This window comes from Glaciecola sp. 1036 (assembly GCF_050306235.1).
In the GTDB taxonomy this organism is placed as follows: Bacteria; Pseudomonadota; Gammaproteobacteria; order Enterobacterales; family Alteromonadaceae; genus Glaciecola.
Genome location: NZ_JBLWFH010000003.1, coordinates 249,523 through 272,661, shown reverse-complemented (window position 1 = coordinate 272,661; position 23,139 = coordinate 249,523). Strand labels below are relative to the sequence as shown.

The following is a 23,139-nucleotide window of genomic DNA, read 5'->3' as shown; positions in this document are numbered from 1 at the left end:
TATAAAAATTCCCACCCAAAATGAAAATTTTGATCAGAAAAAATCTGTCATTTTTCCTAACTTATTGAAAACATTGAATTCCAAAACATTGAAAACTTCCCAAGTTAAATTGATATGATCATATTTATCTGATTTTATCGAGGTTCGGTATTGACATTTAGACGTCTATACGGCAAATTGGCGCCATGAAAACAATTCTAATGACTAACGACATGATTATTATTACCACCTCTATTGAGGGCGGTCGTTAGCCAGTGCCAGATTCCTGATAACGAAAGCCCGCAAATATAGCGGGCTTTTTTGTATCAAAGGCATTGAATTGAGCAAATTAAAATTTAAGAGAGCGAGGAGTCTCGAATGAAAGTGTTGAAGTTTGGTGGTTCGTCTTTGGCCGATGCTCAACGGTACTTGCGAGTATTTGATATCAGCCAACAAACGCATCAGGCAGAAGGGGCTGCGGTAGTTTTATCTGCGCCCAAAGGGGTCACTAATGCGCTGTCTTTACTATGTGAACAAGCGCATAAGAATCAAGATTATGGTGAACTTTTTGCTAAATTGACTATGACCTTAAAAGGTATTGCAAAAGAACTCAATGACACTCTCGATAACTTTAATTACCCTCCTTTAGCAGAATATATACAAAATAAACTTGATAATTTAGAGCAACAACTACAGGGCATTAGTCTACTAAAAAGCTGCCCAGATCAAGTTACTGCTGGCATTTTAAGCATGGGCGAATACGTCAGTGTCAATATTTTTAGCGCCATCTTATCCGCCAAGGGCATAAGCAATAAAATAATCGATCCAGTAGATTACATTATCGCAGAAGGGGACTATTTAGATAGTTTAGCCTTGTTATCAGAAAGCCGCGCTCGTTGCAGCGAAATAAACACAGACGGTAGCGAGTTTTTGGTAATGCCAGGCTTTGTCGCTGTGAATGAGCTAGGCGAAAAGGTGACGTTGGGCCGCAACGGTTCTGATTATTCAGCGGCAATTTTAGCTGCTTGTATTAATGCGAACTGCTGTGAAATCTGGACTGATGTTGACGGTGTTTACAATGCTGATCCCAATCAAGTAGAAGGTGCGGTATTACTGGATAAACTTACCTATCAAGAAGCCATGGAGTTATCTTATTTTGGGGCTAAGGTGTTACATCCAAAAACTATTGGTCCTATCGCGCAATTTGGAATTCCTTGTTTAATTCGTAATACCTTGAATCCCGCAGCACCCGGTACGCTAATATCTAACGAACCCAGTGAAAAATGGACCAGTGTTAAGGGTATTTCGCACCTTGAAGATATTGTGATGTTTAATGTATCCGGTCCTGGCATGAAGGGCATGGTAGGCATGGCGAGCCGCATTTTTGATGTGATTTCAAAAGGCAATATTTCTATATCCCTGATTACTCAAAGTTCGTCGGAATATAGCATTAGTTTCTGTATTCAAAACAAAGATGCAGAGAAAGCACAAGAATTATTAGAAGAAAGTTTTGCCCTTGAATTGAGCAACCACTTATTAGAGCCAATTGAAGTACGCAAGCATTTAGCCATAGTCACCTTAGTGGGCGATGGTATGCGAGAATCTAAAGGTATGGCAGCGAAGTTTTTTAATGCCTTGGCCCAAGCAAGAGTCAATAATGTAGCGATCGCGCAAGGGTCATCAGAGCGTTCTATTTCAACTGTGATTGAAAACAGTAAAGCGCGCAAAGCAGTGAAAGTTATACATCAAAACTTTTTCTCCTCCAATCAACCATTGGATGTGTTTTTTGTGGGCTGTGGCACTGTAGGCGAAGAACTACTTAGACAAATGCATGTGCAACAAAAACTACTTGCAACTAAGGATATAAAACTCACTGTTTATGGTATCGCCAACAGCAAGGCTAATTTACTTAAGGCCGGTGGTATTGCCATTGACCAAGATTGGAAAGCAGACTTAGCGGCCAGCAAAGAGGCGTTTTCAGTAGACGCAGTAGCTGAATTTGTGCGCACCAACAGCCTAACTAATCCAGTGATTATTGATTGTACCAGCAGTCAAGAGGTGGCTGATCAATACATCAATATGTTAGAAGCTGGCTTCCACGTTGTTACGCCGAATAAAAAAGCCAATACGGCCAGTTATAAATATTATCAACAGCTACATAAAGCTGCCCAAAACGTGAAGCGTTGCTACTTGTATGAAACTACGGTTGGCGCAGGTCTGCCTGTCATTGATAACTTACAAAAGCTTGTGCTAGCAGGTGACAAACTTGAAACCTTCGAAGGGATCTTGTCTGGCTCGCTATCTTTTGTATTTGGTAAGCTTGATGAAGGATTAACCTTGTCTGAGGCAACCAAAGTCGCTAAAGAAAAAGGCTTTACCGAGCCTGATCCTCGTGATGATTTAAGTGGCATGGATGTAGCGCGAAAGTTGCTAATCATGGCGCGTGAATCAGGTATGCGCCTTGAACTAGATGATATTAAAATTGAATCGGTTTTGCCTGATGATTTTGATGCTAGCGGCGACGTCGCACAATTTATGGCTAACCTACCGGCGTTAGATCAAAAAGTTTCTGACATGGTGAGCAAAGCTCAGGCTGAAAATAAAGTCCTTAGATATGTTGGCTCGATCAAAGACGGTCAATGTAAAGTGAGTATTCAAGCTGTCGAGCAGACGCATCCATTGGCGGCGGTAAAAGACGGTGAAAATGCGCTGGCAATACATTCTACTTATTATTCACCGATTCCATTTGTTATTCGTGGTTACGGAGCGGGCGCTACTGTGACCGCTGCGGGCGTGTTTGCTGATTTATTGCGTACCATCCCAAATGAATTGGAGTATCAATAAATGGCAACAAGAGCATTTGCACCTGCTTCTATAGGTAATGTAAGCCTTGGTTTTGATATTTTAGGTGCAGCGTTAGCGCCAATAGATGGAACTCAACTTGGGGATTGGGTTGAAGTTACGGACGCAGATACATTTGCCCTAACCGTGGATGGGCGATTTAGCGATCGCCTTCCCAGTGGTACCCAAAACAATATAGTCACCCAGTGTTTTGAATACTTTCAAAATGCACTAGTGAAGCATGGACATGCGCCTTTAAAAGTCGCTATGCATTTGCATAAAGCCCTGCCAATTGGCAGTGGACTTGGCTCTAGTGCTAGTTCGATTGTGGCTGCTTTTTATGCGTTAAATGCTCATGCAAATAAGCCCTTCGATGAAAATACGCTATTATTAATGATGGGTGAATTAGAAGGGCAAATTAGCGGCAGTATTCATTACGACAACGTAGCACCAAGTTATATTGGCGGTATGACATTAATGTCAGGTCTTGAGGATGCGGTGGCATTATCTTTGCCTGTATTCGATGATTGGTATTGGATCGCCAGTTATTCAGGTTTGTCGGTATCTACTGCTGCTGCTAGAAAAATTTTGCCAAAACAATATGATATGTCTACATGCTTAACGTTTGGAAGACAAATGGCGGTGTTCGTTGATGCCTTATATCGTGGTGATCGCCAAATTGCTGCCAAGGTTATGACAGATGTGATTGCCGAAAAATACCGTAAATCGTTATTGCCCATGTTTGATAAAGCCCGTGATTATGTTGCAAGTCAACAAGGCTTGGCCTTTGGTATTTCAGGCTCTGGACCAACAGTTTTTGCGGTGACTGACAACCTAGACGCAGCAAAGAATATTGAAAATTGGTTAAACCAGCATTACGTACAAAATGCTGATGGCTTCAGCCATATATGTAACATTGATACTGCTGGTACTCGTGTTATTTCTGAATAATACGATGCCATGTAATAGGAAATAGAAGTGAAATTAGTAAATCTAAAAGATGCAAGCGACACAGTCAGTTTTGCAGAAGCAGTAAGAAAAGGCTTAGGAAAACAACAAGGACTGTATTTCCCCGATAAAATAACCCCTATGCAAGATATTGCAGGGTTATTGGCTTTACCTTTGGTTGAGCGTAGTGTAAAAATTATTTCTCATTTAATTGGCGATGAAATTCCCGTTACTGAACTGGAACCTCTGATTAAAGCCGCCTTCACATTCCCTGCGCCGTTAAATAAAGTAAACGAGAATACTTATTGTCTTGAGCTATTTCATGGTCCTACCTTAGCGTTCAAAGATTTCGGTGGGCGTTTCATGGCGCAGGTACTGGCGCATATTAGTAAAGGACAGCCAATCACCATCTTAACCGCAACATCTGGTGATACTGGTGCAGCTGTAGCTCATGCTTTTCACGGCATAGACAACATCAATGTGGTGATTTTATTTCCTAAAGGCAAAATTAGCCCATTGCAAGAAAAGTTATTTACAACATTAGGGGATAACATCCACACGGTTGCGATAGAGTCGGATTTTGATGCTTGTCAGCAACTCGTGAAAACAGCATTTGATGATCCCGACGTACGTGAAGGTCTACATCTTAATTCGGCAAACTCAATCAATATAAGCCGATTGATCGCCCAGGTATGCTACTACTTTGAAGCTGTAGCCCAATTACCTGAAGATGAAAGAGAAAAAGCTGTTTTTGCCGTTCCTAGTGGTAACTTTGGTAATTTAACCGCTGGGATCATTGCAAAAACGTTGGGTCTCCCCATTAAGCGCTTCATTGCTGGCACTAACAGCAATGATACAGTACCTCGTTATTTAGCTAGCGGCGAGTGGGCACCGAAAAAGACCATTCCGACTATGTCGAATGCAATGGATGTGGCGCAACCGAATAATTGGCCACGTATTGAAGCGCTTATTGAGCAAGGCTATTTTGACAAAGGTTTGTTAACGGGTGAAGCTGTAGACGAAGAATATACTCAGGTCGCTATGCGTCAGTTACAACAGCAAGGGTATTTGTCAGAGCCTCATGCCGCTATTAGCTACCGAACATTGACCAAACAACTGCAAGATGATGAAGTAGGTGTATTTCTTGGTACCGCACACCCTGCAAAATTCAAAGAAACAGTAGAAAATGTACTAGGTCAGCCAATCACTGTGCCTAAAGTATTGGCTGAATTTTCCGCCAAAAAATCATTGGCGGTAGAAATGGTAAATGATTACCAAGCACTAAAAGCGCATATGTTTGCTACTTTAAAGAACTAGTTTGACTAGCGAGCAATGAGAGGGCGATTTTTATCGCCCTTTGTTTTATATAAAAGTAAAAGTTGACCTAAGACAGAGCGCAAAATATGGACTGGCAATCACTGATTGGTGAGCAGAAACAACAAGACTACTTTCAGGATCTGATGGAAAGTGTACAGCAGGAAAGGGATCAGGGGATTCTTGTATATCCACCAAAAGAAGATGTGTTTAACGCGTTTAAATATACAACGCCAGACAATCTAAAAGTGGTGATTATTGGGCAAGACCCATATCACGGACCAAATCAAGCTCACGGTCTATGCTTCTCAGTCAAAAAAGGTAATAAAATACCCCCTTCTTTGCGCAACATATTTAAAGAATTGGAAAATGATATAACTGATTTTAGTACACCCAGTCATGGCGATTTAACCGCTTGGGCAAAACAAGGGGTCTTGTTGCTGAATACAGTTTTGACCGTGAGAAACGGTGAGGCCAATTCACACAAGGGTAGAGGCTGGGAGAAATTCACAGATGCAGTGATTTCAGCCATTAGTGAGCATTTATCTGGCGTCGTGTTTTTGCTCTGGGGAAGTCCAGCACAAAAAAAATCGCAGCTAATAGATGCTAGTAAACACGCCATTTTAAAAGCCGTCCATCCATCGCCGTTATCGGCACACAGAGGCTTTCTTGGCTGTAAACATTTTAGCCAGGCAAATCAAATATTGACTCAAACAAATCGCCAACCTATAGACTGGCGATTGTTTGAGGATAAATGACTATCGAGTTAGTTGCTCTAGCTCAAGTTCTAACGAAAGATCCATGTCAGAAAGTTCGCGCTGTAACTTGTATCTGTCTTGAATAGCTTCGATTTCGCGCCACTTGCGCTTCTTGCTATTAGTTTTAGCAGGACGAGTTTCATTGTCTATCATAGAGAGAATTTCGACTGATTCCATGAGGATGCTCCTATCAGTTACTACACGTGGATGTTATTGTTATTGCCACTGCTTACTTTTTAACACAACAAGCTTAAAAATAAAATAATTAAGTTAAAATTATGTTAAAAGTAAACGAAATTTTTATGAAGCTTTTCTGACAGAGGTACTGCGGGGGAAGAGTTATGCGGGCATTGCCCGCAACTAACTATTTGTTAACAAATCGGTTAATCAATTGCTGGGTGGAGCTATCTGCGCTAGTGAGATCTGTTTTTCCATCAATCATATCTAACACTTGATTTCCTAGCACTTTGCCGAGTTCAACACCCCATTGATCAAACGAGTTGATACCCCAAATACATCCTTGCACAAAAACCTTATGCTCGTACAAAGCAATTAGTGCGCCAAGTGTCTTAGGATCCAGTTGTTCAAACACCAATGTGTTGCTAGGGTTATTGCCAGGCATGGTTTTGTGGTGTGCCAGCACATTTTTTTCCGCTTCAGATAAAGAAGAATTTTGCAAATCTGCGAGGCATTCATCAAAGGTTTTGCCCTGCATTAGTGCTTGTGCCTGTCCAAAACAGTTCGATGCAAGCATATTATGGTGCGTTTGATTTTGATTAGGCACCTTAATAGGAAACATGAAGTCCACCGGAATAGGTAAATTAGACTGGTGAATCAATTGATAAAAGGAGTGTTGACCATTGGTTCCTTCACTTCCCCAAATAATAGGTCCTGCTCCGTAATCAACAATCTTGCCGTCAATTGTTACCGATTTACCATTACTTTCCATGTCTAATTGCTGAACATAAGCAGGGAAACCGCGTAAATAATGATAATAGGGCAAAAGCGCATGGCTTTGGCAACCTAGAAAGTTTCGATACCACACGCCTAGCATGGCTAATATGACCGGCATATTTTGTTCAAACGGTGCTGTTTGGAAATGCTCATCCATCTCGAAGGCGCCTTTTAAGAGGCTTTCAAAATGTTCAAATCCAAGCGCCAAACAAATAGGTAAACCTATAGCTGACCATAAAGAATATCTGCCGCCTACCCAATCAGCCATAGGGAACACATTTTCTTTTGACATGCCGAACTCCACTGCCGCCGGCACGTTAGAGCTTACCGCAACAAAATGTTTTGCAATGTCTTCTTGGCTTGGGCCTTGTTCCAAGAACCAAGCTTTTGCAGTTAGGGTATTTTGTAAGGTTTCCTGAGTACCGAATGACTTAGAAGACATGACAAATAATGTTGTTTCTACATCAATGCTAGCGAGCACATCATGAATATGGCATCCATCAACATTGGCCACAAAATGTACCTTTATGCCCTCTTTGGAATAGGGCTTTAAGGATTCGGTTACAATTTTAGGCCCTAAAAATGAACCTCCAATGCCGATACTTACAACAGTATCAATAGCTTTGCCCGTATAACCCTTGTGTTCGCCACTATGCACACTTTCGGTGAAAGTCTTCATTTTAGCTAAGGTATTTTTCACATCTGGCATGACGTTTTCGCCAGCCACATAAACGGGGTTATCAGAAAAATTACGCAATGCAGTATGCAACACTGATCTATCTTCAGTGGTATTTATCGGTTGCCCACTGAACATGTCTTGTATTTTCTGCTGTACTTTTCGTTCTTTTGCTAACGCGAAAAGAGCATCAAGTACATTTTGATCAACGCGATTTTTTGAATAATCCAAAAATATGCCCGACGTTTCTAAGCTGTATCTGCTAGATCGTTCTGGGTCTAGTTCAAACATTTGTCGCATATGCTTACGCTTAACTAAAGGAGCAAGCGTTTCTAGTTTAGTCCATGCGGGTGCGCTGCGTAACTTTTCCATAATGATTCCCTAGATTAAGACTAAAATAAATCGCTTAGTAAGGTTTCAAGTTTGCCTTGGTCTTTAGCGAAGTTACGAATACCTTCGGCTAGCTTTTCGGTTGCCATAGCATCTTGATTCATATCCCATCTAAACTCAGCTTCGGTGAGTTTCTCACTGGCAGTTTTTACCTTGCCATTGTCAACCAAAACGGCTTCTAACTCGCCTGAAGTATCTTCTAGCTCTTGTAATAACTGAGGACTGATAGTTAAGCGATCACATCCAGCCAATGCGATGATTTCCCCTGTATTTCTGAAACTGGCGCCCATAACAATAGTATCGTAGCCATGATCTTTGTAATACTGATAAATTTGGGTAACTGATTGAACGCCTGGGTCATTTTTGCCTTCGAAATCTTCGTCTTCGGTATTGGCTTTGTACCAATCAAGGATTCGACCGACAAAAGGAGAAATTAAGAAAGCGCCTGCTTCAGCACATGCGCGCGCTTGTGCAAAGCTGAAAAGTAAGGTTAGGTTACAGTTGATGCCTTCTTTTTCGAGAATTTCGGCTGCTTTAATGCCTTCCCAAGTAGAAGCAATCTTAATGAGTATGCGGTCTTTACTTACGCCAATTTGCGAATACATATCGATCAGTTTTTTCGCTTTAGCAACTGTGGCTTCGGTGTCAAAAGACAATCTAGCATCCACTTCTGTAGAAACTTTACCCGGCACAACTTCAACGATTTCTTTACCAATTAATACCGCAAGTTTGTCACTTGCTTCTATGATTTGCTCATCAACATCGCTGGTTTGTGACTTAGCGTAATTCACCGCTTCGGTTAACAGTGATTTATACTGGGGCAAGCTCGCCGCCTTTAACAATAAAGAAGGATTTGTTGTAGCATCAACGGGTTGGTATTTTTTAATCGCATCAATATCACCAGTGTCAGCGACAACAGTAGTAATTTTGCGTAAAGAAGCTAATTGATTTGACATGATATTCCTGTAAATTAGTGAAAAATTTAGCGCTAAGCTTATAGAACTTATTCGCCAATACTAGAGTAAAATTTTTTACTGTGTTTGCTTTTTCTAACAAATTTGCATCATTAATAATAATTTTATAATTAAATAATACAAATAAGAGGGATTCTACACCAATTATGCTATTAGTTGTATCACCCGCAAAAAATTTAAATTACACAACAGCTGTTCCTGACGTTTCTGCTACTTTACCAAGGCTGCTACAAGATACCAAGGTGCTGGTAGACAAATGTCGCACATTATCACCTGCCAATTTGGCATCTCTAATGAAAATTAGTGATAAGCTAGCGATTCTAAATGCAGAGCGCTTCAATAGTTTCGAAACTACTTTTACCGAAAATAACTCACGACCTGCGATTTTTGCGTTTAATGGCGATGTATACACTGGACTAGATGCTAATAGTCTTACATCAGAAGATTTAATTTTTGCCCAGCAACATTTACGCATATTATCTGGTCTATATGGTGTATTACGCCCGTTTGATTTAATGCAAGCTTATCGCCTTGAAATGGGGACTAAATTGAAAGTGGCAAGAAAAGGCTCGTTATACGATTTTTGGGGAAGCAAAATTACTGATTTGGTCAATCAAGATATAGCAGAAAGTCAATCAGAAGTACTGATTAATCTAGCATCTAACGAATACTTTAAAGCCGTTAAGCCAAAACAATTAAAAGCGAAAATAATCACCCCGCATTTTAAAGATCAAAAGAATGGGCAATATAAAATTATTAGTTTCTTTGCCAAAAAAGCCCGGGGACTAATGGCGAGGTACATCATACAAAACAAGTTAACAACAACAGAGCAGTTGAAAGGATTTGATTTAGACGGATACGAATTTGATGCTAATGAAAGTACTGAAACAGACTTGGTATTCAAACGTCCAGAAAGTCATCGTTGATGCTGATTGGAGACAAAGTACATGCTAACGATCTATAGCCATCCTGGTTCTCGAGGCTTTCGCTGTGTTTGGGCAGCTGAAGAGCTTGAGCTGCCTTATGAATTTAAACTGGTAAACTTATACAAAGGCGAGCATAAGGCGCCAGAATATAAAGCAATTACACCTACAGGCAAGGTGCCTTGTATTAGTGTAGACGGTGTTACTATTGCGGAATCTGGCGCTATTCTGTCTTTTTTAGGAGACAAGTCTGGTAAGTTGATTCCAGTCGCTGGCAGCGCCTTAAGAGCCAAATTTGAAGAGATGATGTACTTTGTCATGACGGAACTTGAACAACCGCTTTGGTTGATTGGTAAACATAGCTTTGCATTACCAGAAGATAAGCGTATAGAACAAAACAAAGCCTTAGGCGCTTGGGAGTTTCAACGTGCGTTAAAAGTGTTTAGCAAAATGTTGGGCGAAAATGACTATGCAATATCAGATGTATTTTCGCTGGCAGACGTGGCTGCAGGCCATACGCTAGCTTGGGCCAAAGCATTTGAACTAGAAATTGCACCCGATAACGTAAAGGCTTATTTAGAACGCGTGACCTCAAGAGAGGCGTATAAAAAAGCACGCCAAGTAGAAAAAGATGTGAAAATAGCAGCCGGACTTTAGGCTGCTGTTATTTTATTCTTCATACATTAGCTGTTGAAACTTTAACTGCTGCGATTGCTTTCCTTGCTCAAGATCTATTGTGAATCTGAGAGTTTCTTTATCATCAATGCCAACTGTTGCTAGATAATAAATGGCGTCGCCTTCAGCTACCTTTTTAAATGTCAGTGGCGTGGTGGTCCCCAAAAGATTGCGCGCTATGCCTGTTACTTCAACATCTTGTGCTGCTTGAGTCACTTTATCAAGCACTGAAATATTTACCAGAGCAGTCACCTTGCTGCGGCGAATATCATAAGCACGAGCCACTTCTGGGGTCAGAAAAGTTGTAGGTATTACGATGTAATGCACATCCCAACTCCCCAAGGTCTTTTTCTGCTCAGCCTGCGCTGGCATTAGAATACTGAGTAAAGTCAGTATTGAAACAACAACAACGCGGTTAATCATCTGTTTTGGAAACCTAATCATTTGTAGCCTCTCGCCCAAACTATGCAACCTTAATTACTTTTGAATTAAATGATAGGACCAATTAAATCTGTAATTAAGATTTTCACAAACTGAAGCCCGATGATTAACACCAACATTGACAGATCCAAGCCTCCCATGGGCGGGATCACTTTGCGAATAGGACGTAGCATAGGTTCAGTCAGTTGATACAACAAGAGTTCGATAGGATTTCGGCCCTGGCTTACCCAACTTAAAATGGCTCTTACAATTAACACAATGAAAATTAACCAATAGATTTTATTGATCAGTTGTAATCCTGCCGCTATTAATACATCAGCAACCGGAATGACGTTATAAACAAGAAATACTTTTATCGTCACAATAAGGCAAGAGACGATATAAGCGAATAACAAGGTAGCTGTATCTAATGGACCAATAGAGGGAATTATTCTACGTAAAGGCCCCACCACGGGTTGAGTGGCTTTTACAACTGCCTGACTCATGGGGTTGTAAAAATCTGCTCTGGCCATTTGTAACCAAAGCCGCAACAGAATAATGCTTAAATAGAGACCGCCTACAACATCTATTAGAAAAACAATTGCGTTCATATTTATTTTGCTTCCTTAAAACTCCGCGGCCATTTCCCGCGCGCGTTTGACAGCGGCCTGCATGGCTTCTGCCAATATTCTATCAAGTTTATTGTTTTGCAAACTGACCACTGCTTCGTGGGTAGTTCCGCCTTTTGAGGTTACATTTGCTCTTAATTGAGCGGGTGAAACCTCAGAATTTTGCTTGAGCATCATAGCACTTCCTAGCATCGCTTGTTGCACTAATTGACGTGCTTGCTCGGTCGAGAGACCCATGTCAACTGCCGCTGACTGCATAGCTTCAGCAATTAAGAAGAAGTAAGCAGGGCTACTACCAGCTGCGGCGATCACAGTATCAATATCGTCTTCATTGGCTACAACTATAGCATCGCCTACTTTTTTCATCATATCGGCGACAAATTGCACTTGTTCTTGATGCACTTGCTCGGTGGCATATACCCCTGACATACCCTGGCCTATAGCAGAAGGTGTATTTGGCATAACTCGCACTATTTTCGAGTGACCATTGAGCATTTCAGACAAGCGCTTGCAAGGGATTCCTGCGGCAATGGAGACAAAGCATTTATCATCTATATTTGATTCTTTTACTAACGAACTACAAACATCTGCCATCAACTGAGGCTTAACTGCCAGCACAACGATGTCACCAAACTCTACTGCTTGGGTATTTGTTTGAGTGGTTTGAATCCCACAGTCTGATGCTAAAACATCTAATTTCCCGCGACTGGGGTTACTTGCCATTATCATATCCTTAGGATAGCCACTGGCTACCAGACCTCGAATGATGGCGGATGTCATATTTCCTGCACCAATGAAACTGACTTTTTTGTATTGCATGTAATTCCTTTAGTGTTGAGCTTTGTTTCTAACGCCGAAAATGGCAGTACCTACTCTTACCATGGTGCTTCCTTGGGAAATTGCAAGGGCTAAATCTTGAGTCATGCCCATGGACAAGGTATCGATAGTGGAACAATTTTGCTGACATTGAATAAACAAATCCTGCATGTGAGAAAAACTGTCCTTGAGTTCAGTATCAGATTGTTCTGCTTTGGGTATAGTCATTAAACCGCGTATTTTTAAATTGGGTAATTTTTCTATTTGCCGAATCAGTTCGGAGACTTCCTTTGGGGGCACGCCTGACTTATTAGGATCATTGTCAATATTTACCTGAATACAGATTTGTAAAGGTGAAGAGGCTTCCGGCCGTTGATCATTCAAACGTTTCGCTATCTTAAATCTGTCGACGGAATGTACCCAATCAAAATTTTCTGCCACTAATTTACTTTTGTTTGATTGTATGGGGCCGATAAAGTGCCAAAGGATGTCCGAATATTGTTTCAGCTGTTGAATTTTATCGACGCCTTCTTGAACGTAATTTTCACCAAAGTTCCGGTGTCCAGCATCATACGCAAGCATGATATCAGATACGGGTTTGGTTTTACTTACGGCAAGTAACTGAATATCGTTTGGACTGCGAGAACAGGCAATGGCTGCTGCCTCAATTTGCCCATGAACCTTTTTAAGGTTTTCAGCAATGGGATTGTTGTCTGTCATGTTAATTTTTACAACCTTACATACCTGTTGGAGATACGGCTTTGGATATTAACGAATTATTGGCATTTAGCGTTCAAAATAAAGCCTCAGATTTACATTTAACCGCTGGCCTTCCACCTATCATTCGTGTCGATGGCGACATGCGACGATTGAATGTAGATCCATTATCCCATAAAGAAGTGCATGGGTTAATTTACGATATTATGAACGATAAGCAGCGCAAAGAATACGAAGAAAATCTTGAAGTGGATTTTTCATTTGAGGTCAAAGATCTCTCTCGTTTCAGGGTTAATGCGTTTATGCAAAACCGCGGTGCAGCAGCTGTGTTGCGGACCATACCAAGTGAAATTCTAACCTTAGATCAACTTGGTGCACCTAGCATATTTAAGAAAATTATAGACCAGCCAACAGGTATAGTTTTAGTTACAGGAGCAACAGGTTCAGGTAAAAGTACTACTCTGGCCGCTATGATCGATCATATAAATACACTTAAGCGTGAGCACATACTTACTATTGAAGATCCTATTGAATTTGTGCATGACAACAAACTCAGCGTGATAAACCAACGGGAAGTGCATCGAGACACTCATAGCTTTAATAATGCCCTTAGAAGTGCATTGCGTGAAGACCCAGATGTTATTCTAGTGGGTGAACTACGTGACTTAGAAACCATACGTTTGGCAATTTCGGCGGCAGAAACAGGTCACTTGGTCTTTGGTACTCTACATACTAACTCAGCACCTAAAACTATCGACCGTATTATTGATGTGTTTCCAGCAGAAGAAAAATCTATGGTCAGGTCCATGTTATCCGAATCACTGCGAGCGGTAATCTCTCAGACCTTATTGAAAAAAATTGGCGGTGGGCGAGTCGCTGCCCATGAAATTATGCTAGGTATTCCAGCCATTCGTAATTTGATTCGTGAAGACAAAGTGCCGCAAATGTATTCGGTTATTCAAACAGGGCAAGCCCATGGTATGCAGACCATGGATCAGTGTTTACAACGACTGGTTGCACAAGGACTCATTTCATCTCAAGACGCAGCGGCTAAATCTATTGATAAACCGCAAAACACTGGATTTTAGGAGAGCAGCATATGATGACACTGGACCAATGCTTAGCTGATATGGTAGCACATCAGGCTTCTGACCTCTTTATTACCGTAGGCATGCCAGTCAGTGCGAAAATCAATGGTAAGTTAGAACCCCTTACCAGTATGAAGCTATCAGAATATGAAGCACTGGATTTAGTGCATCAAGCCATGTCTGAGGAACAAAAAGAGGTTTTTGCCAAAAGTAAAGAATGTAACTTTGCTGTGGTAAGAGATCATATTGGTCGTTTTCGTTGCAGCGCGTTTTGGCAACGTGAAAAAGCAGGGATGGTTATACGTCGAATTGTTACTGATATTCCAAGAGCTCAAGATTTGGGGCTGCCGCCGGTATTAAACGACATTATTATGGCTAAAAAGGGCTTGGTATTGTTTGTGGGTGGAACAGGCACTGGTAAATCAACGTCATTAGCTGCGCTTATAGGGCATCGCAATCAAAATTCCTTTGGGCATATTCTTACGATCGAAGATCCTATTGAATATGTGCACGAACATCAAAATTGTGTCGTAACGCAACGAGAAGTCGGATTAGACACTTTGAGTTTCGATGATGCGTTGAAAAGCTCATTGCGACAAGCGCCGGACGTTATTCTTATTGGTGAAATCAGATCCATGGAAACCATGGAATATGCTATGTCCTTTGCCGATACTGGACACCTGTGTGTGGCCACATTGCACGCCAACAACGCGAATCAGGCCATTGAGCGTATTATGCACTTAGCGCCTAAAGACTTGCATGCCAAGCTACGCTTCGATTTAAGCATGAACATTCGCGCCATTGTAGCGCAACAATTAGTGCCAACCATTGATGGCAAGGGCAGAGTCGCGGCCATTGAAATATTATTGAACTCGCCGTTGGTGGCTGATCTTATTCGCCGAAATGAAATCGGTGGACTAAAAGAAGCCATGACCAAAGGTAAAGAAATGGGTATGCAAACCTTTGATATGGCGTTGATGGAGCTTTATACCCTAGGTAAAATCAGCAAAGACCAAGCGCTACATCATGCTGACTCGCCAAATGATCTTCGCCTAATGATGAAACTTGGGGCAGAAAACACTGGACCTTCATTAGGATCTTTGTCCAACGTTTCAATCGACTTAGATTAAGCTAGTGCAATCTCTACTTCAATGTTGTTTCTAGTGGCATTGGAGTAGGGACAAACCTGATGCGCTTTATCTACCAATGCTTGTGCGGTATCTCGATCGACGTCACCTAAATCTACCGTGAGTTTAACCGCTATGCCAAATCCCGGTTCAATTGGACCAATAGCGACTTCGCCAGTGACGTTAATATCATCACCTAACTTTACTTTAGCGCCTGCCGCGACATTTTTTAACGCACCAATAAAGCAGGCTGCATAACCAGCTGCAAACATCTGTTCTGGGTTAGTGCCTTCTCCGCCAGCACCACCAAGGGTTTTAGGTGTTGATAACTTGACCGAAAGGTTTCCATCATCAGATTTAGCGGTACCTTCGCGGCCACCAGTGGAAGTAGCCACACCCGTGTAAAGCACTTGTTTTAACTTGTACATTTAGTTCTCCGTTGTTAGTTTATTTTGTATGCAAAGTAAATTAGCAAAAATAGCGTTTGCTCGTCAAGTGTTTTGCATGCAAAATATATTTTTCTATTGGGGAGATTGGAATGACAGATGTACTAAAGCTAGAAAACCAACTTTGTCACCGTTTTTATATTTTGTCTAATGCCTTTACTCGGGCATATCGACCATTGTTAAAAGCCTTAGATATTACCTATCCTCAGTATGTGATTATGATGGCGTTATGGGAACATGATGATATTACGATTGCGCAATTGTTGAATAAAACCATGATCGATGGTGGTGCCATGTCGCTAATTTTAAAAAAACTAGAGATCAAAGGATTTATTCATATTAGAGGGGATCATAAAGACAAGCGTGTTAAGCGAGTGTTACTAACAAAACAGGGTAAGGAAGCAAAACAAGAAGCCAGATTTGTGCCTGAACAAATGCTTTGTAAGTTAAAAGGCATGACGGTGGAAGAGGGGAAACAGTTAATTAGTTTAATCGACAAACTACAAAATTGTTTTGAAAATAATTAGAACCCCATCTGTATGATGGAGCTCTAAAATTCGGTCTTATCTATCTGGCAGCAGATTTGTTTTTGTCAGATGTATTCGTTTGTACGAGGTAACATTGCTGATCACCGTAATAATTATCAGCGAAATTACATAATTGGGTTTGACCTGCAGTGTTAACTAACACCCAGTTTTGATTAATTTTAACAACTTTTGTAGGCATATGAGTCTCCTTGGCATACTCTCTAATCTCGAAAGTAATAATATGCTGAGAACTATATAGTTTAAAACGATTAAAATAGATTAACCTAATCTGTAATTTAGATTTAGATATTCAAACCCTTTGCATAGGAAATTTATGAAGCGCTTCTATCAAGATTATAACCGTTTTCGTGTGTATCAAGTGAAACAGATATTAGAAGATGCAGGCATTCCTTGTATTCTTAAAAATGAATTTATACAGGGCGCGGCGGGAGAGTTACCACTAAATGAAGCTTTACCAGAAGTATGGTTAGTAGATAATGAATGGGAAAATAAAGCCAATCAATTACTAGCGGAATTTGAGCAAGATTTGGATGAGGTAAGTTCCGCAGGTGATTGGATTTGTGGAAAATGCCAATCAGAAAATGAAGCTGAGTTTGGCATTTGTTGGCAATGCTCGTTACCTAAAAAAGAAGTGGACTGGAATTAAATTGGATTATTTTCACACCAGCTTTCGAAAATCAAACAAGCAGATACGCTGTCAACTTTGTCTTTAGACAGTTTCTTATAACCACCGAGCTCGAACAGACGAGCTTTAGCATCTACTGTGGATAATCTTTCATCTTGATGATGTACTTGTAAGCGAGTTTGATTGGCTAGTCGATTAGCAAACTTTCTCGCGCGACGAGTGAGTTCCTGTTCAGTGCCATCCATATTTAAGGGTAGACCGACAACCAAGCTGTCCGGTTGCCATTGTTCAACTAACTTAATAATGTCTTGCCAATCAGGAATACCTTCATTTGCACGAATGGCTGCTAAGGGAGAAGCTGTGGCTGTAATCGTTTGACCGACAGCTACGCCAATACTTTTTGTACCAAAATCAAATGCGAGGACAGTTTTCATCAAATTATCAAGCATGCCCAGATTGTTGGGTAAGTTGCCAAATATCGACGCCTAACTTGTTTACAGCTGCCTGCCATTTTTGGTGTACCGGTACATCAAATAAGATTTCGTTATCCAATGGCAGGGTTAACCAAGCATTGTCTTGTAGTTCCTGCTCTAATTGACCGGCACTCCAACCTGCATAACCTAATGCAACAATGGCTTTATCTGGTCCTTTATCATTACCTAAGACTGATAATATATCTTTAGATGTGGTAATCATTATGTCCGAAGTGAGTTCGACACTTGACGACCATCCGACCTGTTTTGAATGTAAAACAAAACCTCGATCTTGGTGCACAGGTCCGCCACAGATAACTATTTGTTCACTTTTTTCGTCATTAACTATAGCGTCTTCATCGGTTTGATTGATCAATTCCCTAAACGTCATATTTGACGGTTGATTGATTACTAATCCCATCGCACCTTCATCATTGTGTTCAATGACATAGGTGACTGAGCGAGAAAAATATCGGTCAGTCAAGGCTGGCATCGCCACTAAAAAGTGGTTTTGTAAGCTGCTTATTGACGGGATCTTAGCCATTGTAATCTTTCCTGTTTAATTCACTCTTTGCTCTATCGCATCAAAGAGTTTTGCACATATATTAATAGGATATGCGGCTTCAATTTCTCTTACACAAGTAGGGGAGGTAATGTTTATTTCAGTAATTCTATCACCAATCATATCTAATCCAACGAACAGAATGCCCTTTTCGACCATATCTTTGGCGACTTCTTGGGCAACTGCCAGTTCAGATTCGGTGACTTCCTGCGCTCTACCGGTACCGCCTGCAGCAAGATTTCCTCGAGTTTCATTTTTCGCCGGCAATCGAGCAAGGCAATATGGCATCACCTCTCCGTTAACGATAAGTACACGTTTGTCGCCATCAGTAATTTCGGGTACAAAGCGCTGAAACATAGCGTGACGTTGACCCTTGTTGGTGAGTATTTCGATTACAACTCCTAAGTTTAAGCCATCTGTTTTCACGCGAAATATTGACGTCCCGCCCATGCCGTCTAAAGGCTTACAAATTATGTCGCCATGCATTGAATGAAAGGCTCGAATCTGCGTAGCATCTGCAGTGACCAAGGTATCTGGAATTAACTCAGGATACAATGAGGTAAATAATTTTTCGTTAAAATCTCTTAGTGCTTGGGGTTTATTAACGATTAAAGAACCTCTGTTTTCAGCTAATTCTAAAATCTGAGTCGCATACAAAAACTGGCTGTCAAAGGGGGGATCTTTGCGCATCAAAATTGCGTGCATTTGTTCCATGGGAATAGTTTTTGTTTCTACTATTTTATAATAATCTGTTGGCTGATCTTGAAGACTTACTTGGCAAACTTTAGCGAAAGGCACCCCATTATTGATTGTGAGATCTTCAATTTGCATGTAATACACATTATGCCCTCTTGATTGGGCTTCTAACATCATTGCAAAGCTTGTGTCTTTCTTGGTGTTGATGGCGTTGATGTCGTCCATAACGAAACCAATATTAAGTGACATGAAAATTTCCTTTAACAATTATTCTTTGAATATAGTGGTATTAGATATACGTTTTACAAGGACATTCTGATCCTAAATTATATATCACCGTGCAAACTTTGCAGAATGCTCATTGCAACAACAGTCGCTGTCTCAGTGCGAAGTATTCTCGGACCTAGGTTGACACACATAAAGCCTCGTTGCTGAGCATTGTAGACTTCTTGATCAGTAAATCCGCCTTCGGGCCCAATGGTCAACAAAAATCCCTTTGAATTTTTCTTTACACCGCTTAAATAATGGGTTGCGCCAGGGGCCAAAATAATTTTTTCCATGCCAGTTTGAGTCGCGAGAAGTTGGTTGAAGCTAATCGGCATATTGACATGTGGTACAAAATTTCGTCCGCTTTGCTCACAGGCTGAAATAACAATTTTTTGCCATTGTTCTACTTTCTTTTCCCACCTTGCATCATTTAATTTTACGTTACAGTTTTCCGACAGTATTGGGCTAATCTGACTAACTCCCAATTCAACAGCTTTTTGTAGTGCATAGTCCATACGATCCCCCTTTGAAATACATTGGGCAAGGTGAATCTCGGCAGGGCTTTCCACTTGTAAACTGATTTGGGAATTGACTAAGACCGTTATTTTGCGTTTTTGTGCTTCAATTATTTCGCAAGGATAATCGCATCCGTTTCCATTGAATAACACAATAGGCTGACCAACTTTAGCGCGCAATACGTTGCTAATGTAGTGAGTGAGATCATCTGGGAGGGTTATTTCAGCGTCTACAGTAATGACATCGCTGTAATAGAATCTTGATATTCGCATGTAATGTAAAAGGGCTTACTAAGTTTGAATATCGCATAAATACCAAACTCAGTAAGCCCTGTCGAGATTACTATGCCACTTCTTTGACATTTTTATCTATTTCTAAGTCGTTAGATAATTTTTCAGATTTTTCAGATTTTTCAATTGTCGCGACGTTTGAATGCCGACGAGCATATCTCGTGTTTTTACCTTTTGGTTCCGTGAGACAAAACACCAAAAGCCCTGTTGTTAACACAAATAACAGGGTCACTATAATGACAACAGCTTCCATACTTACACCTCTCTCTCAAGTGTCAATTTTTTATACACCTTTACAGTGCAAATTTCAAGTGCAAAAAAAGTTGTAATGTATATAATTTTCTACGACCATAAGTAGGCATTACCTACGGATGTGCAAACAACAAGCAATTGGGATTTAACAGTCATTTTCTATTCTTCATAATGACTGACACACTACATAAAAAGGATAATACTGCCATGTTTAATTTCAAACTTCAGGATTCAGCCGGTGCTGAAGAAGCTGCAGAAGAATCATCTGCATCAGTTATTGATACAGTCACTAATATGAATTCTTCAGATATTGAAATGTATTTTAACGATTACATTGTGCCATTTGCGCTCAATGTTATTTTAGCCATCGTTATTTATATTGTGGGTAAAATTGTTGTTAAAGTATTAGTGAGTGTTCTAGGAAAGGTCCTTTCCAAATCTAAGTACGACGACATGCTAGTCGCGTTTTTAATGGCAATTGCTAATGCGCTATTAATGCTGTTTGTCATTATTGCAGCATTAGGCCAACTAGGTGTTGATACGACTTCTTTAGTCGCAATTTTAGGTGCTGCTGGTTTAGCCATTGGTCTATCTCTTCAAGGCTCTCTTTCTAACTTTGCTGCTGGCGTTATGTTACTTGTGTTTAAACCGTTTAAGTCGGGTGATTTTATAGATGCAGGTGGTGCTACGGGTGTAGTAGATAATATCAGCATATTCACCACCACTATGCACACAGTTGATAATAAAAAGGTGATTGTACCTAATGGAGCAATTTACGGTGGTAACATTACAAACTTCTCTGCTATGGATACTCGCCGCGTCGATATGACCTTCGGTGTTAGTTATGACGACGATATTAAGAAAGTGAAAGAACTTTTAATTGAAATGATCAACGCAGATGAAAGAGTATTGCAAGATCCTAAGCCAGTGGTTGCACTGCACTCACTAGGCGACAGCAGCGTTAACTTCATCGTAAGACCTTGGGTAAAAGCAAGCGATTACTGGGGTGTGTTATTTGATTTTAATGAATCAGTTAAATTACGCTTTGATAAAGAAGGTATTTCAATCCCTTATCCACAAATGGATGTGCATGTGCACAAGCAAAAAGGGGAATAAGCCTCAAATTAAAAAAGCAGTTCGTTTGAACTGCTTTTTTTTGTGCTTGTAATTTATTTTACCGACATTTTGGCCTGTCGCTGGTTTTGTTGTAAATAGCCAGAGCCGCATCCATGTTTTGCTGAAGGTTCTGAATTCTTGTAGAAGGTGCAGGATGAGTTGATAACAACTCAGGTTGTCTGGCGCCACCAAGTGACGACATTTTTTGCCAAAGAGAAACTGATGCCTTAGGATCAAAGCCTGCTGATGCCATCAAATCAAGACCAATAAGATCCGCTTCACTTTCATGAGTCCTACTAAAAGGTAATGATATTCCCACTTGAGTCGCCAAACCTAGAGCGCCCATTATTGTGGCAGAGTTGGCGACTTCGTTTGCTTCTAATACTTGGGCAGCAACTTGTTGTCCCATTCCAATGAGGGAACTCTGACTCATCCGCTCGTTACCATGTTGTGCAATAACATGACCGACCTCGTGTCCAATTACTGCGGCTATTTCAGCTTGAGTAGTCGCGATTTCTAACAGACCTGTGTACACGCCAATTTTGCCACCTGGCAAAGCAAAAGCGTTTGCGTCTTGCTCATCGAAGACCACAACTTCCCATTCTCCGGCGAACACAGAATCTGGGAGTTGAGCCGTTATTGCATCCGCTATACACTCGATGTATCGGTTGGTAGAAGGCGTTGTACTCACTTTTTGTTGGCTTTTCATGGCATCAAACGCTTGTTGACCAGAATTGGCAAGCTGGTCACTAGAAAATAATAACAATTGATTTCTGCCGGTGGGCGAGGTCGCACATGCAAAAAGTGACGCTGCAAGGCTAATACTTACAGCGATTTTAGTCATCCTGTTCAACATAGGTATCCTTGTAAACCTAAATCAATAATTACGATCTACGATTATATCCCAGCATCGGATTTTAATATTGACGCTTTGTCGGTTTTTTCCCAAGGGAACTCTTCTCTTCCAAAATGTCCGTAAGCGGCAGTTGGTTGATAGATTGGTCGTTCAAGATCGAGCATTTTTATCAATCCATAGGGACGAAGATCAAAATGTTGCTTCACTAACTCAGTCAGTAATTCTTCGCTGACTTTGGCGGTGCCAAAAGTCTCAACACTGATTGATGTTGGTTCAGCCACACCTATGGCGTAGGACACTTGAATTTCACACTTATCTGCTAGTCCCGCAGCGACAATATTCTTAGCAACATAGCGACCTGCGTAAGCGGCTGATCTATCTACTTTTGATGGATCTTTACCAGAAAACGCACCGCCACCGTGACGGGCCATACCACCGTAAGTATCCACAATGATTTTACGGCCAGTTAAACCGCAGTCGCCCATAGGACCGCCAATTACAAAACGGCCGGTGGGGTTTATGTGATACTTGGTATTTTTAGTTAACCACTCAGCGGGTAAAACAGGCTTGATAATTTCTTCCATTACAGCCTGTTGGATAGTGTCGTTATCTACGCTGTCACAATGTTGGGTAGATAAAACTACCGCATCAATACCCACAGGTTTACCATCTTCATACACAAAGGTGACTTGGCTCTTGGCGTCAGGTCTAAGCCAACTTAAAGTTCCATTACGGCGCATTTCGGCTTGTCTTTGTACCAATCTATGAGCATAAGTAATAGGTGCAGGCATTAATACATCAGTTTCGTTACTCGCGTAACCGAACATTAGGCCTTGATCGCCAGCGCCTTGTTCTTCAGGCGCTGATCTGTCGACACCTTGATTAATATCGGCGGACTGTTTTCCTATGGCGTTTAAAACCGCACAGGACTCTCCGTCAAATCCCATATCTGAATGCACATATCCAATGTCCAATACTGTTTTCCGAGTGAGTTCTTCAATGTCTACCCACGCAGATGTATTGATTTCACCACCTACTAAAACCATTCCTGTTTTGACAAAGGTTTCGCAAGCCACTCTGGCTTTAGGGTCTACTTTTAAAATAGCGTCTAATACGGCATCAGATATTTGATCCGCTATTTTATCCGGATGCCCCTCAGATACAGATTCAGATGTAAATAAACGAGTCGTCATAAAATTTCCCTGCAAGTTTTAGCTTTAGCATTCACACGATTAAGTCGTCTATTGTAGGGGGGAAAATAAA

General features: G+C 41.0%; 27 protein-coding genes. 11 read left to right on the top strand and 16 right to left on the bottom strand.

The window, feature by feature from the left end; translation table 11 throughout:
- Positions 1-357: 357 nt before the first annotated feature.
- The 4 genes from thrA to ung all read left to right on the top strand — a co-directional run bounded on the left by thrA (position 358) and on the right by ung (position 5,840).
- Entirely contained in the window at positions 358-2,823 is a 2,466-nt protein-coding gene (gene thrA, locus ACNKW3_RS06235) for a bifunctional aspartate kinase/homoserine dehydrogenase I (protein WP_427398416.1), read from the top strand.
- Positions 2,824-3,771: a homoserine kinase gene (thrB, locus tag ACNKW3_RS06230; protein WP_427398415.1), complete on the top strand. Its 948-nt coding sequence runs from the start codon at positions 2,824-2,826 to the stop codon at positions 3,769-3,771.
- Between the two features lie 27 nt (positions 3,772-3,798).
- Positions 3,799-5,085, top strand: a complete 1,287-nt coding sequence (thrC, locus tag ACNKW3_RS06225) for a threonine synthase (RefSeq protein ID WP_427398414.1) — start codon at positions 3,799-3,801, stop codon at positions 5,083-5,085.
- Between the two features lie 86 nt (positions 5,086-5,171).
- Positions 5,172-5,840: a uracil-DNA glycosylase gene (gene ung, locus ACNKW3_RS06220; RefSeq protein ID WP_427398413.1), complete on the top strand. Its 669-nt coding sequence runs from the start codon at positions 5,172-5,174 to the stop codon at positions 5,838-5,840.
- On the opposite strand, the gene ACNKW3_RS06215 is transcribed toward ung, so the two are convergent.
- The 3 genes from ACNKW3_RS06215 to tal form a co-directional block, all read right to left on the bottom strand.
- Positions 5,841-6,017, bottom strand: coding sequence for a DUF3545 family protein (locus ACNKW3_RS06215; protein WP_427398412.1), 177 nt, complete (start codon positions 6,015-6,017; stop codon positions 5,841-5,843).
- A 187-nt stretch (positions 6,018-6,204) separates the two neighbouring features.
- Positions 6,205-7,842, bottom strand: coding sequence for a glucose-6-phosphate isomerase (gene pgi / locus ACNKW3_RS06210; protein ID WP_427398411.1), 1,638 nt, complete (start codon positions 7,840-7,842; stop codon positions 6,205-6,207).
- A gap of 20 nt (positions 7,843-7,862) precedes the next feature.
- Complete coding sequence (gene tal / locus ACNKW3_RS06205) at positions 7,863-8,816, bottom strand: transaldolase (protein ID WP_427398410.1); 954 nt, start codon at positions 8,814-8,816, stop codon at positions 7,863-7,865.
- Positions 8,817-8,980: 164 nt separating this feature from the next.
- Between tal and yaaA the strand changes: the two genes are divergently transcribed.
- Both yaaA and ACNKW3_RS06195 read left to right on the top strand, forming a co-directional pair.
- Positions 8,981-9,760, top strand: coding sequence for a peroxide stress protein YaaA (gene yaaA, locus ACNKW3_RS06200; protein WP_427398409.1), 780 nt, complete (start codon positions 8,981-8,983; stop codon positions 9,758-9,760).
- Positions 9,761-9,781: 21 nt separating this feature from the next.
- Positions 9,782-10,414 (top strand): glutathione S-transferase family protein, encoded by a 633-nt coding sequence (locus ACNKW3_RS06195; protein WP_427398408.1) that lies wholly within the window; start codon positions 9,782-9,784, stop codon positions 10,412-10,414.
- A gap of 12 nt (positions 10,415-10,426) precedes the next feature.
- On the opposite strand, the gene ACNKW3_RS06190 is transcribed toward ACNKW3_RS06195, so the two are convergent.
- From ACNKW3_RS06190 to ACNKW3_RS06175, 4 genes are read right to left on the bottom strand one after another with little or no spacing between them, the layout of a single operon-like run.
- Complete coding sequence (locus ACNKW3_RS06190) at positions 10,427-10,876, bottom strand: DUF4426 domain-containing protein (RefSeq protein WP_427398407.1); 450 nt, start codon at positions 10,874-10,876, stop codon at positions 10,427-10,429.
- A gap of 44 nt (positions 10,877-10,920) precedes the next feature.
- A complete protein-coding gene (locus ACNKW3_RS06185; RefSeq protein ID WP_427398406.1) occupies positions 10,921-11,463 on the bottom strand; it encodes a YggT family protein in 543 nt (180 codons plus the stop codon).
- 15 nt (positions 11,464-11,478) lie between these two features.
- On the bottom strand, positions 11,479-12,300 hold the full coding sequence (proC, locus tag ACNKW3_RS06180; RefSeq protein WP_427398405.1) for a pyrroline-5-carboxylate reductase: 822 nt from the start codon (positions 12,298-12,300) through the stop codon (positions 11,479-11,481).
- Positions 12,301-12,309: 9 nt separating this feature from the next.
- Entirely contained in the window at positions 12,310-13,017 is a 708-nt protein-coding gene (locus ACNKW3_RS06175; protein ID WP_427398404.1) for a YggS family pyridoxal phosphate-dependent enzyme, read from the bottom strand.
- A gap of 41 nt (positions 13,018-13,058) precedes the next feature.
- On the opposite strand from ACNKW3_RS06175, the gene ACNKW3_RS06170 reads away from it, so the two are divergent.
- Together ACNKW3_RS06170 and ACNKW3_RS06165 are read left to right on the top strand one after the other, a co-directional pair.
- The gene (locus ACNKW3_RS06170) at positions 13,059-14,102 is read left to right on the top strand and encodes a type IV pilus twitching motility protein PilT (RefSeq protein ID WP_427398403.1); all 1,044 of its coding nucleotides are present in this window, start codon (positions 13,059-13,061) and stop codon (positions 14,100-14,102) included.
- Positions 14,103-14,113: 11 nt separating this feature from the next.
- On the top strand, positions 14,114-15,232 hold the full coding sequence (locus ACNKW3_RS06165) for a PilT/PilU family type 4a pilus ATPase (protein WP_427398402.1): 1,119 nt from the start codon (positions 14,114-14,116) through the stop codon (positions 15,230-15,232).
- Here the strand turns inward: ACNKW3_RS06165 and ACNKW3_RS06160 are convergent.
- Positions 15,229-15,657, bottom strand: a complete 429-nt coding sequence (locus ACNKW3_RS06160) for an organic hydroperoxide resistance protein (RefSeq protein WP_427398401.1) — start codon at positions 15,655-15,657, stop codon at positions 15,229-15,231. The genes ACNKW3_RS06165 and ACNKW3_RS06160 overlap by 4 nt on opposite strands.
- A gap of 110 nt (positions 15,658-15,767) precedes the next feature.
- Between ACNKW3_RS06160 and ACNKW3_RS06155 the strand changes: the two genes are divergently transcribed.
- Complete coding sequence (locus tag ACNKW3_RS06155; protein WP_427398400.1) at positions 15,768-16,202, top strand: MarR family winged helix-turn-helix transcriptional regulator; 435 nt, start codon at positions 15,768-15,770, stop codon at positions 16,200-16,202.
- 40 nt (positions 16,203-16,242) lie between these two features.
- Here the strand turns inward: ACNKW3_RS06155 and ACNKW3_RS06150 are convergent, their stop codons facing one another.
- A complete protein-coding gene (locus ACNKW3_RS06150) occupies positions 16,243-16,401 on the bottom strand; it encodes a hypothetical protein (protein WP_427398399.1) in 159 nt (52 codons plus the stop codon).
- 135 nt (positions 16,402-16,536) lie between these two features.
- Here ACNKW3_RS06150 and ACNKW3_RS06145 point away from each other — a divergent pair, with 135 nt between their 5' ends.
- Positions 16,537-16,869, top strand: a complete 333-nt coding sequence (locus ACNKW3_RS06145) for a DUF2007 domain-containing protein (RefSeq protein WP_427398398.1) — start codon at positions 16,537-16,539, stop codon at positions 16,867-16,869.
- Here ACNKW3_RS06145 and ruvX read toward each other — a convergent pair.
- The 5 genes from ruvX to ACNKW3_RS06120 form a co-directional block, all read right to left on the bottom strand.
- Positions 16,866-17,282, bottom strand: coding sequence for a Holliday junction resolvase RuvX (ruvX, locus tag ACNKW3_RS06140; RefSeq protein WP_427398397.1), 417 nt, complete (start codon positions 17,280-17,282; stop codon positions 16,866-16,868). The genes ACNKW3_RS06145 and ruvX overlap by 4 nt on opposite strands.
- A 7-nt stretch (positions 17,283-17,289) precedes the next feature.
- A complete protein-coding gene (locus tag ACNKW3_RS06135; RefSeq protein ID WP_427398396.1) occupies positions 17,290-17,865 on the bottom strand; it encodes a YqgE/AlgH family protein in 576 nt (191 codons plus the stop codon).
- 15 nt (positions 17,866-17,880) lie between these two features.
- Positions 17,881-18,828, bottom strand: a complete 948-nt coding sequence (gene gshB / locus ACNKW3_RS06130) for a glutathione synthase (protein WP_427398395.1) — start codon at positions 18,826-18,828, stop codon at positions 17,881-17,883.
- Positions 18,829-18,905: 77 nt separating this feature from the next.
- Positions 18,906-19,634: a 16S rRNA (uracil(1498)-N(3))-methyltransferase gene (locus tag ACNKW3_RS06125; RefSeq protein WP_427398394.1), complete on the bottom strand. Its 729-nt coding sequence runs from the start codon at positions 19,632-19,634 to the stop codon at positions 18,906-18,908.
- A gap of 70 nt (positions 19,635-19,704) precedes the next feature.
- The gene (locus ACNKW3_RS06120) at positions 19,705-19,905 is read right to left on the bottom strand and encodes a hypothetical protein (protein WP_427398393.1); all 201 of its coding nucleotides are present in this window, start codon (positions 19,903-19,905) and stop codon (positions 19,705-19,707) included.
- Positions 19,906-20,219: 314 nt separating this feature from the next.
- Here ACNKW3_RS06120 and ACNKW3_RS06115 point away from each other — a divergent pair, with 314 nt between their 5' ends.
- On the top strand, positions 20,220-21,020 hold the full coding sequence (locus tag ACNKW3_RS06115) for a mechanosensitive ion channel family protein (protein WP_427398595.1): 801 nt from the start codon (positions 20,220-20,222) through the stop codon (positions 21,018-21,020).
- A 58-nt stretch (positions 21,021-21,078) separates the two neighbouring features.
- Here ACNKW3_RS06115 and ACNKW3_RS06110 read toward each other — a convergent pair whose 3' ends face one another.
- Both ACNKW3_RS06110 and metK read right to left on the bottom strand, forming a co-directional pair.
- Positions 21,079-21,876 (bottom strand): M48 family metallopeptidase, encoded by a 798-nt coding sequence (locus ACNKW3_RS06110; protein ID WP_427398392.1) that lies wholly within the window; start codon positions 21,874-21,876, stop codon positions 21,079-21,081.
- Positions 21,877-21,917: 41 nt separating this feature from the next.
- Positions 21,918-23,069 (bottom strand): methionine adenosyltransferase, encoded by a 1,152-nt coding sequence (metK, locus tag ACNKW3_RS06105; protein ID WP_427398391.1) that lies wholly within the window; start codon positions 23,067-23,069, stop codon positions 21,918-21,920.
- Positions 23,070-23,139: the final 70 nt, after the last annotated feature.

Coding starts and splice junctions, on each gene's coding strand:
- yaaA (WP_427398409.1), top strand. CDS start 8,981: ATGCTATTAGTTGTATCACCCGCAAAAAATTTAAATTACACAACAGCT.
- ACNKW3_RS06175 (WP_427398404.1), bottom strand. CDS start 13,017: ATGACAGACAACAATCCCATTGCTGAAAACCTTAAAAAGGTTCATGGG.
- ACNKW3_RS06150 (WP_427398399.1), bottom strand. CDS start 16,401: ATGCCTACAAAAGTTGTTAAAATTAATCAAAACTGGGTGTTAGTTAAC.
- ACNKW3_RS06135 (WP_427398396.1), bottom strand. CDS start 17,865: ATGGCTAAGATCCCGTCAATAAGCAGCTTACAAAACCACTTTTTAGTG.
- ACNKW3_RS06215 (WP_427398412.1), bottom strand. CDS start 6,017: ATGGAATCAGTCGAAATTCTCTCTATGATAGACAATGAAACTCGTCCT.
- proC (WP_427398405.1), bottom strand. CDS start 12,300: ATGCAATACAAAAAAGTCAGTTTCATTGGTGCAGGAAATATGACATCC.
- thrB (WP_427398415.1), top strand. CDS start 2,824: ATGGCAACAAGAGCATTTGCACCTGCTTCTATAGGTAATGTAAGCCTT.
- ACNKW3_RS06185 (WP_427398406.1), bottom strand. CDS start 11,463: ATGAACGCAATTGTTTTTCTAATAGATGTTGTAGGCGGTCTCTATTTA.
- ung (WP_427398413.1), top strand. CDS start 5,172: ATGGACTGGCAATCACTGATTGGTGAGCAGAAACAACAAGACTACTTT.
- thrA (WP_427398416.1), top strand. CDS start 358: ATGAAAGTGTTGAAGTTTGGTGGTTCGTCTTTGGCCGATGCTCAACGG.
- ACNKW3_RS06195 (WP_427398408.1), top strand. CDS start 9,782: ATGCTAACGATCTATAGCCATCCTGGTTCTCGAGGCTTTCGCTGTGTT.
- ACNKW3_RS06145 (WP_427398398.1), top strand. CDS start 16,537: ATGAAGCGCTTCTATCAAGATTATAACCGTTTTCGTGTGTATCAAGTG.
- ACNKW3_RS06125 (WP_427398394.1), bottom strand. CDS start 19,634: ATGCGAATATCAAGATTCTATTACAGCGATGTCATTACTGTAGACGCT.
- ACNKW3_RS06110 (WP_427398392.1), bottom strand. CDS start 21,876: ATGTTGAACAGGATGACTAAAATCGCTGTAAGTATTAGCCTTGCAGCG.
- gshB (WP_427398395.1), bottom strand. CDS start 18,828: ATGTCACTTAATATTGGTTTCGTTATGGACGACATCAACGCCATCAAC.
- metK (WP_427398391.1), bottom strand. CDS start 23,069: ATGACGACTCGTTTATTTACATCTGAATCTGTATCTGAGGGGCATCCG.
- ACNKW3_RS06115 (WP_427398595.1), top strand. CDS start 20,220: ATGTATTTTAACGATTACATTGTGCCATTTGCGCTCAATGTTATTTTA.
- ACNKW3_RS06120 (WP_427398393.1), bottom strand. CDS start 19,905: ATGGAAGCTGTTGTCATTATAGTGACCCTGTTATTTGTGTTAACAACA.
- tal (WP_427398410.1), bottom strand. CDS start 8,816: ATGTCAAATCAATTAGCTTCTTTACGCAAAATTACTACTGTTGTCGCT.
- ACNKW3_RS06190 (WP_427398407.1), bottom strand. CDS start 10,876: ATGATTAGGTTTCCAAAACAGATGATTAACCGCGTTGTTGTTGTTTCA.
- ACNKW3_RS06165 (WP_427398402.1), top strand. CDS start 14,114: ATGATGACACTGGACCAATGCTTAGCTGATATGGTAGCACATCAGGCT.
- pgi (WP_427398411.1), bottom strand. CDS start 7,842: ATGGAAAAGTTACGCAGCGCACCCGCATGGACTAAACTAGAAACGCTT.
- ruvX (WP_427398397.1), bottom strand. CDS start 17,282: ATGAAAACTGTCCTCGCATTTGATTTTGGTACAAAAAGTATTGGCGTA.
- ACNKW3_RS06160 (WP_427398401.1), bottom strand. CDS start 15,657: ATGTACAAGTTAAAACAAGTGCTTTACACGGGTGTGGCTACTTCCACT.
- ACNKW3_RS06155 (WP_427398400.1), top strand. CDS start 15,768: ATGACAGATGTACTAAAGCTAGAAAACCAACTTTGTCACCGTTTTTAT.